At 69.1% G+C, this 8,096-nt stretch carries 8 protein-coding genes and 1 pseudogene; 3 read left to right on the forward strand and 6 right to left on the reverse strand.

Features of this window, described 5'->3' with window-relative positions; translation table 11 throughout:
- Positions 1-81: 81 nt before the first annotated feature.
- Both ACFWI9_RS27055 and ACFWI9_RS27060 read left to right on the forward strand, forming a co-directional pair.
- Positions 82-165, forward strand: coding sequence for an FMN-binding protein (locus tag ACFWI9_RS27055; protein ID WP_387165855.1), 84 nt, complete (start codon positions 82-84; stop codon positions 163-165).
- 44 nt (positions 166-209) lie between these two features.
- A complete protein-coding gene (locus ACFWI9_RS27060; protein ID WP_387165857.1) occupies positions 210-968 on the forward strand; it encodes an FAD:protein FMN transferase in 759 nt (252 codons plus the stop codon).
- Between the two features lie 86 nt (positions 969-1,054).
- On the opposite strand, the gene ACFWI9_RS27065 is transcribed toward ACFWI9_RS27060, so the two are convergent.
- From ACFWI9_RS27065 to argC, 5 genes are read right to left on the reverse strand one after another with little or no spacing between them, the layout of a single operon-like run.
- Complete coding sequence (locus ACFWI9_RS27065) at positions 1,055-1,618, reverse strand: arginine repressor (RefSeq protein WP_387165841.1); 564 nt, start codon at positions 1,616-1,618, stop codon at positions 1,055-1,057.
- 7 nt (positions 1,619-1,625) lie between these two features.
- Complete coding sequence (locus ACFWI9_RS27070; protein ID WP_387165843.1) at positions 1,626-2,846, reverse strand: acetylornithine transaminase; 1,221 nt, start codon at positions 2,844-2,846, stop codon at positions 1,626-1,628.
- Complete coding sequence (gene argB, locus ACFWI9_RS27075) at positions 2,843-3,772, reverse strand: acetylglutamate kinase (protein WP_387165845.1); 930 nt, start codon at positions 3,770-3,772, stop codon at positions 2,843-2,845. Before argB ends, ACFWI9_RS27070 begins: the two co-directional genes overlap by 4 nt.
- 20 nt (positions 3,773-3,792) lie before the next feature.
- Positions 3,793-4,947 carry a bifunctional glutamate N-acetyltransferase/amino-acid acetyltransferase ArgJ gene (gene argJ / locus ACFWI9_RS27080; protein ID WP_387165847.1) on the reverse strand — a complete coding sequence of 385 codons (1,155 nt, stop codon included), beginning with the start codon at positions 4,945-4,947 and terminating at the stop codon, positions 3,793-3,795.
- On the reverse strand, positions 4,944-5,972 hold the full coding sequence (gene argC, locus ACFWI9_RS27085) for an N-acetyl-gamma-glutamyl-phosphate reductase (RefSeq protein ID WP_387165849.1): 1,029 nt from the start codon (positions 5,970-5,972) through the stop codon (positions 4,944-4,946). Before argC ends, argJ begins: the two co-directional genes overlap by 4 nt.
- 179 nt (positions 5,973-6,151) lie before the next feature.
- Between argC and ACFWI9_RS27090 the strand changes: the two are divergent.
- A pseudogene (locus ACFWI9_RS27090) lies at positions 6,152-6,552 on the forward strand (epoxide hydrolase); the annotation flags it as partial.
- A gap of 265 nt (positions 6,553-6,817) precedes the next feature.
- Here the strand turns inward: ACFWI9_RS27090 and ACFWI9_RS27095 are convergent.
- Positions 6,818-7,468, reverse strand: a complete 651-nt coding sequence (locus ACFWI9_RS27095) for a hypothetical protein (RefSeq protein ID WP_387165851.1) — start codon at positions 7,466-7,468, stop codon at positions 6,818-6,820.
- Positions 7,469-8,096 lie beyond the last annotated feature (628 nt).

An 8,096-nucleotide genomic window follows, 5' to 3' on the forward strand; every position in this document is an offset into this window, starting at 1 on the left:
ACCGACGCCAACAGCCGCAAGATCGCCGCCAACGCCATCCCCCAGCTCAACAAAGCCGCCATCACCGCCCAGAGCGCCCAGATCGACACCGTCTCCGGCGCCTCGTACACCAGCCAGGGCTACATCGAGTCGCTCCAGAGCGCGATCGACAAGGCCGGCCTGTGACGGCGGCGGGCGGCCAGGGGCGGCTGCGCCATGTCGAGCACGCGATGGGCACGGTGTTCTCGTTCGACGTCCGCACCTTCGGCGCGCAGGACGAGGAGCGGGTACGGGCCGGGCTGACCGCGGCGGTGGCCGGTCTGCACCACGTGGACGAGGTCTTCTCGACCTACCGCGCGGAGAGCCAGGTCAGCAGACTCGCCCGGGGTGAACTCGCGCTGGAGGACTGCGACGCGGAGGTGACCGAGGTGCTGCGGCACTGCGTCGCCGAGGAGTCGCTCAGCGAGGGCTACTTCACCGCGCGCTACGCCGGCGACGCCCTCGACCCGACCGGTGTGGTCAAAGGCTGGGCGGTGGAACGCGCCGTGCGGATGCTTGTGTCATCCGGTGCGGCGGCGGTCTGCCTGAACGGCGGCGGCGACATCCAGCTCCATGGCGGTCCATGGCGGGTCGGGATCTCCGATCCGCTGGGCCCCGGCGGCCTGGTCGCGGTGGTCGAGGCCCATCGCACCCTCGCCGTCGCCACCTCGGGCCCAGCCGAACGCGGCTGCCATATCGTGGACCCGTACACCGGCAAGCCTCCTGAGGTGGCCCTCGCGTCCCTGACCGTGGTGTGCCCCGGGCTCACCCAGGCCGATGCCCGGGCCACGGCGGCGTACGCCATGGGCGACCGGGCCCGCGACTGGCTGGAGGGGCTTCCCGACACGGAGGCTTTCGCCGTCACCGCGGACGGCCGCATCTGGCAGACCAGCGGCTTCACCCGCCATCTGGCCACGGCGCCGATCCGCCCGGACGGCAAGGCCGCCTGACCGGTCCTGGGACCGGGCCCCAGTCCGCGAGCGCCACCGCGGTGACGCTCGCGTGAGGAAGGCAGCCGAACGGACCCGCGGCTTTCCTAGCGCTCCTTCTGCGCCAGCCGCAGCAGATGGTCGGCGAGCGCCTGCCCGCCGACCGGATCGCGTGAGATGAGCAGCAGTGTGTCGTCGCCGGCGATCGTGCCCAGAATGGCGTGCAGTTCGGCCTGGTCGATGGCCGATGCCAGGAACTGGGCCGCGCCAGGCGGGGTACGCAGCACCACCAGGTTCGCCGACGCCTCCGCCGAGATCAGCAGTTCCCCGGAGAGCCGGCGCATCCGCTCCTCCTTGGCGGACTCGCCGAGCGGTGCCTGGGGAGTGCGGAATCCGCCCTCGCTCGGCACCGCGTAGATCAGCTCGCCGCCGGTGTTGCGGATCTTCACCGCGCCGAGTTCGTCCAGGTCCCGGGAGAGGGTGGCCTGGGTGACGCTGAGTCCGTCGTCGGCGAGGAGTTTCGCCAACTGGCTCTGTGAGCGCACCGGCTGCCGGTTGAGGATGTCCACGATCCGGCGATGGCGGGCCGTGCGGGTCTGCGGCACGGACGGCCCGCCCCCGGACTCCGTCTGGGAGGATCCCCAGTTCTCGGTGTGCTGCGCCTCGGTCATCGTCGTCTCATTCCCCGGATCGTCCGTCCCCGTGCCGTGCTGCGTCGAGGATGCCGGGAAGCGCGTGGAGGAAGGCATCCACCTCCGTGTCGCCGATGATCAGCGGCGGCATGATCCTGACGATGTCGGGGGCGGGCGCGTTGACCAGCAGGCCGGCGTCCTGAGCCGCCTGCTGCACCTGGGTGGCGAGCGGCTCCGTGAGCACGATACCCAGCAGCAGGCCGGCACCGCGGACATGGGAGACCGTGGGGTGGCCCAGCGACTCGATTCCGTTCCTGAGGCGCTCACCGGTCCGCTTAACCTCGTCCAGCGTGCCGTCCAGGGTGCTGAGCACGGCGAGCCCGGCGGCGCAGGCGACCGGGTTGCCGCCGAAGGTCGTGCCGTGCTGACCGGGCTTGAACAGGTCGGCGGCCTCGCCGAATGCGACGACGGCTCCGAGCGGCAGCCCGCCGCCCAGGCCCTTGGCGAGGGTGACGATGTCCGGCTCGATGCCGTCCGCCTGGTGGGCGAACCAGTGGCCGGTGCGTCCGATGCCGGTCTGCACCTCGTCCAGGACCAGCAGGGTGCCGGTGGCCCGGGTGATCTCGCGGGCGGCCTTGAGGTAGCCGGTGGGCGGGACGACGACACCGTTCTCACCCTGGACCGGTTCGATGATCACCAGGGCGGTTTCGGTGGTGACCGCGGCGCGCAGTGCTTCGGCGTTCCCGTACGGCACGTGGGTCACGTCGCCGGGCAGCGGGAGGAACGGCTGCTGCTTGCCCGGCTGGCCGGTGAGCGCCAGGGCACCCATGGTGCGGCCGTGGAAGCCGCCCTCGGTGGCGACCATACGGGTGCGGCCGGTGAGCCTGCCGAGTTTGAACGCGCCCTCGTTGGCCTCGGCCCCCGAGTTGCAGAAGAGGACCCGTCCGGGGCGGCCGAAGAGCCGCAGCAGCCGTTCGGCGAGGGCGACGGGAGGTTCGGCCGCGTACAGGTTGGAGACATGGCCGAGCGAGGCGATCTGGTGCGAGACGGCCGCGACGATGGCGGGGTGGGCATGTCCGAGCGCGTTCACGGCGATACCGCCGACGAAGTCGAGGTACTCGGTGCCGTCGGCGTCCCACACCCTCGCGCCCTGGCCGCGCACCAGGGACAGTTGCGGGGTGCCGTAGTTGTCCATCATCGCGCCCTGCCAGCGCTGCGAAAGCCCGTGCGGGGCCTGCTCTGCCCGCTGGGCGTGGACGTCGGTCACAGGGCTGCCCCCTCGATCGGGTCGGGTACGTCGCGTTCGGTTCCGTCGGGCACGACCATCGTGCCGATGCCCTCGTCGGTGAAGATCTCCAGCAGGATGGAGTGCGGCACCCGGCCGTCGATGACCCGGGCGGTGGTGACGCCGTTCCGTACGGCGTGCAGGCAGCCCTGCATCTTCGGCACCATTCCGCTGGACAGTTCGGGCAGCAGCTTCTCCAGCTCGGTCGCGGTGAGGCGGCTGATCACCTCGTCGCTGTGGGGCCAGTCCTCGTAGAGCCCTTCGACGTCGGTGAGCACCATCAGGGTCTCGGCGCCGAGCGCGGCGGCGAGGGCCGCTGCGGCGGTGTCGGCGTTGACGTTGTACACATGGGCGTCGTCGGCGGACCGGGCGATGGAGGAGACCACCGGGATACGGCCGTCCTCCAGCAGAGCCGCGATGGCCCCCGTGTCGATCTCGGTGATCTCGCCGACCCGGCCGATGTCCACGAGCTCCCCGTCGATGGTGGGGAGGTGCTTGGTGGCGGTGATGGTGTGGGCGTCCTCGCCGGTGAGGCCGACGGCGAGCGGACCGTGCTGGTTGAGCAGCCCGACCAGCTCTCGCTGGACCTGGCCGGCGAGCACCATCCGTACGACGTCCATCGCCTCGGACGTGGTGACCCGCAGCCCGGCCTTGAACTCGCTGACCAGGCCGTGCCGGTCGAGCTGGGCGCTGATCTGCGGCCCGCCGCCGTGCACCACGACGGGCTTGAGCCCGGCGTGCCGCAGGAAGACGACGTCCTGGGCGAAGGCCGCCTTGAGATCGTCGTCGACCATGGCGTTCCCGCCGAACTTGATGACGACAGTCCTGCCGTGGTGCCGGGTGAGCCACGGCAGCGCCTCGATCAAGGTCTGCGCCTTGGGAAGTGCGGTGTGCTTGCGAGTGCTCATCGGTCCCTTGTCCCTGGTCCTCAGGATGAGTAGGCGCTGTTCTCGTGTACGTAGTCGGCGGTGAGGTCGTTGGCCCAGATGACGGCCGACTCGCCGCCCGCCGCCAGGTCCGCGGTGATCCGCACCTCGCGGTAGCGCATGTCGACCAGCTCGCGGTCCTCTCCGACGGAGCCGCCCTTGCATACCCAGACACCGTTGATGGCGACGCTCAGCCGGTCGGGTTCGAAGGCTGCCCCGGTGGTGCCGATCGCCGACAGCACCCGGCCCCAGTTGGGGTCCTCACCGTGGATGGCGCACTTGAGGAGGTTGTTACGGGCGATCGAGCGGCCCACCTCGACGGCGTCGTCCTCACTCGCCGCGTTGATCACCTCGATGCGGATGTCCTTGGACGCGCCCTCGGCGTCACCGATGAGCTGGCGGGCGAGGTCGTCGCAGACGGTCCGAACGGCGGTGGCGAAGTCGTCGTACCCCGGGGTCGCGCCGGAGGCGCCGGAAGCCAGCAGCAACACGGTGTCGTTGGTGGACATACAGCCGTCGGAGTCGACCCGGTCGAAGGTGACGCGGGTGGCGTCGCGCAGTGCGCGGTCCAGGACGTCGCTGCCGAGGTCGGCGTCCGTGGTGAGGACGACGAGCATGGTGGCGAGGCCGGGCGCGAGCATTCCGGCACCCTTGGCCATACCACCGACGGTCCAGCCGTCGCCCTCGTGCACGGCGGTTTTGTGCACGGTGTCGGTGGTCTTGATGGCGATCGCGGCCTTCTCGCCGCCGTGCGTGCTGAGCTCGGCCGCGGCCTTCTCGATGCCGGGGAGCAGCTTGTCCATCGGCAGCAGGACACCGATGAGCCCGGTGGAGGCGACGGCGATCTCGCCCGCGCTGTGGTCTTCGAGTACCTCGGCGGCCTTCTCGGCGGTGGCGTGGGTGTCCTGGAAGCCCTTGGGGCCCGTACAGGCGTTGGCGCCGCCTGAGTTGAGCACGACGGCGGAGACCTCGCCGCCCTTAAGTACCTGCTCGGACCACAGCACGGGAGCGGCCTTGACCCGGTTGGAGGTGAAGACTCCGGCGGCGGCGCGGCGCGGTCCGTTGTTGACCACGAGGGCGAGGTCGGGGTTGCCGTTCTCCTTGATTCCGGCGGCGATACCCGCGGCGGTGAATCCCTTTGCTGCCGTCACCGTCATGGCGCGACTCCGATCGTGGAGAGTCCTGTGGTCTGGTCGAGTCCGAGGGCGATGTTCATGCTCTGGACGGCGCCGCCCGCCGTGCCCTTGGTGAGGTTGTCGATGGCGCTGATCGCGATGATGCGCCCGGCCGCGGGGTCGTGGGCGACCTGGACCTGAACGGCGTTGGAACCGTGGACGGACGCCGTGGCGGGCCACTGCCCCTCCGGGAGCAGCCGGACGAACGGTTCGTCCGCGAATGCCTTCTCGTAGGCGGCACGCACCGCGTCGGCCGTGGTGCCGGGCCTGGCCTTGGCGCTGCATGTGGCCAGGATGCCGCGGGGCATGGGCGCGAGGGTCGGAGTGAACGACACGGTGACCGGTTCACCGGCGGCGGCACTGAGGTTCTGGATCATCTCGGGTGTGTGGCGGTGCCCCCCGCCGACGCCGTACGGGCTCATCGAGCCCATCACCTCGGAGCCGAGTAGATGGGGCTTGAGTGCCTTTCCGGCGCCCGAGGTACCGCTCGCCGCGGTGATCACGGCCTCAGGTTCGGCCAGTCCGGCCGTGTACGCGGGGTAGAGCGCGAGCGAGACGGCCGTGGGGTAGCAGCCGGGCACCGCGATGCGCTTGGCCCCCTCCAGCGCGGCGCGGGCACCCGGCAGCTCGGGGAGGCCGTACGGCCAGGTCCCGGCGTGGGACGAGCCGTAGAAGCGCTGCCAGTCGGCCGGGTCCTTGAGCCGGAAGTCGGCGCCCATGTCGATGACGAGCACATCGTCGCCGAGCTGTTCGGCGACGGCCGCGGACTGGCCGTGCGGCAGCGCCAGGAAGACGACGTCATGTCCGGCGAGCACCTCGGCCGTGGTGGGTTCGAGCACGCGGTCCGCCAGCGGCAGCAGATGAGGCTGGACGGTGCCGAGCTGCTGTCCGGCGTTGGAGTGACCGGTGAGCGCGCCGATCTCGACGGCGGGGTGGGCGAGCAGCAGCCGGAGCAGTTCTCCGCCCGCGTATCCACTCGCTCCCGCGACTGCTGTACGTACCACCATCGGCTCCTCCGCACTTGATGGCATGACTATACGCAGCTATGCAGATCTATGCAACGAAGCGCTTCGACGCACGCGTCACGCACCAGCGCCGCGTGACCGCGTCGCGCACCACGGCACGACGATCACTCCGCGGATCCGGGGTTCTGCGATCTCTGGCGCCACCACGCGGCGCACGCGAATCAGCCTTCGACTCACCGGTCGGGCTTCCCGCCTGGACCCTTGACAAGTTCACTGAGTGGACAGTCACCGAAGACAACCCGTTCGAGAGGATTTCCATGGACAGCGTACTTGACAACGTCACCCTGTATTGGCTGACACGATCCGGTGCGCCGTCGGCCCGCGTTTACCACGAGATCCACGACTCGCTGGACCCCGAAATTCGGGTCGACTTCCCGTCGGAATCAGTACGTATCCTCCGCGATATGGAGAAGTGTCCGCGCCCCTGGACACAGGAGCGGCACCGAAGAATCATCCGATGGGTGTCGCCTGAAATCGAGGACATTTTGATTCGCTGGAGGTTCCCGAGTATTTCGTCAAAGATCTGCGAGAGGGTCTCGCGGCAGCGCTGTCCGCTGATCGGCGAAGTCGGGCTCGACACCTGGTCCGGGCCCGACAGTACTTCGCTCCGCCGTTGCACGGCGGGGCGAAGTACCAGCCCCGGAAAGACCCACCGGTGTCCGTGGCAGGTGCCCTGCCGTCGGGTCAGCCGACAGTCACCACGCGTGCGGGGTCGTCCTCGCGGCGCGGGTTCGAGCAGTCGAACAGCACCCGGCCGCTCTGCTTGTCGTAGTAGAAGTATCCGAAGTGGAGCTCCTCCGTCATGCGGTCGTTCACCTGCTCACTCATCATCCACTCGGCTTTTTCGGGAAGCAGCTTCGCGATCTCCGCGGGTACGTGCTGGGCTCAGCGGGTTTGAACCGCAGACCGGGGTATTCGAGATCTTTCAGCACGGCCTCGTCGTCCACGGCGTTGAGCACGCCGACGAGAGGGATATCGGCCTGCACCGGTATTCGGGAGTTGTCGACCTCGGGCTCGATTCCGCACCATGACGTGGATACGGGTTCCCTGACCGCCGGGAATCGCGCGGTGATCTGCTCGGTCTCGCGCCGCACCGTGCATGTGTCGTCGGCGGCACTCCCGGACGTCAGAAACGGTGCGGCCCGGCCGAGCTCGGCGAAGCGGTCGTTTGTGTCGTCGCTCTCACCGCTGGCCACCTCCGACCATCCCCCCGTCGAAGTCCCATCGGTCCACGGCGTGGAGAGCTTGCTCGCACGTACCTCGCTCCAGGTCGGAACCGGCTTCCGGATACGGCACTTCGCCTGATCTGGCGTTGTCAGCGCGCACGCCCGCAGCTCCACCAGACGCAGCCGCGCGGCACAGTCGCCGCCGTAGGCTCCCCTGAAGGACGAGTAGTCGACTTCGACACGGACCGGGGCGGCCTCGGCTGCGGGCCACGAGACCTTCGGCGCACCCTTCCACGCATGAACCGCCGCCAAGTCAGACTTCTTGGCGCCCCCGCCTTGCCGACACAACCGGAACAGCTTTTGGCTGTTTCAAATTGGAAGCGGAATTCTTTCATCCGAACTTGGTGTCGCGGACGCGGTCGGCAGCACCCCCACACCCACCCCGATCGCGGCAGTCAAGACGACCGCCGATCCGCGCTTCTGAAAGTGCCTCAACCCCCACCATCCGTCAATACCTGAGCGAGCGCCGAAGGCTGACAGGTGCTCCCCTCCAGGCTGGTGAGGGACAGAGCGTCAATCCGAATGAATGTATAGAGTGCGCTCGAATACGGATGTTGAGAGGTGCGCGTGCTACAGATAAGATCCCGCAGAGGCGCTTGGCCAAGATGGCATTCCATACGCTCGCTTTCCATCTGCTTGGCGGGGGCGACGATTGCGTCAGAGCTCCTTGGCGCGTCGTCCATCGCAACCGCAGCGGTCCCCGCCGCCATGACATCGGACGCTGTCGCCGACGGTTCTCTCAGCGAAGAGGACTACGCGCTCCAGCAGGCGAAGGCCACGGGCACTCCCTACGAACTCACCTCGGCGCGTACCGAGTCGTCCGACACCTGGGCACGGCCTGACGGAACCTGGTCCGTGCAGAGGCACGGCACTCCGGTGC

It is taken from the genome of Streptomyces sp. NPDC127084, assembly GCF_042724175.1.
In the GTDB taxonomy this organism is placed as follows: Bacteria; Actinomycetota; Actinomycetes; order Streptomycetales; family Streptomycetaceae; genus Streptomyces.

Bases quoted from the DNA above. Each gene is read 5' to 3' on its own strand.
- ACFWI9_RS27060 (WP_387165857.1), top strand. From the start codon at position 210: ATGGGCACGGTGTTCTCGTTCGACGTCCGCACCTTCGGCGCGCAGGAC.
- ACFWI9_RS27065 (WP_387165841.1), bottom strand. From the start codon at position 1,618: ATGACCGAGGCGCAGCACACCGAGAACTGGGGATCCTCCCAGACGGAG.
- argB (WP_387165845.1), bottom strand. From the start codon at position 3,772: ATGAGCACTCGCAAGCACACCGCACTTCCCAAGGCGCAGACCTTGATC.
- argJ (WP_387165847.1), bottom strand. From the start codon at position 4,947: ATGACGGTGACGGCAGCAAAGGGATTCACCGCCGCGGGTATCGCCGCC.
- argC (WP_387165849.1), bottom strand. From the start codon at position 5,972: ATGGTGGTACGTACAGCAGTCGCGGGAGCGAGTGGATACGCGGGCGGA.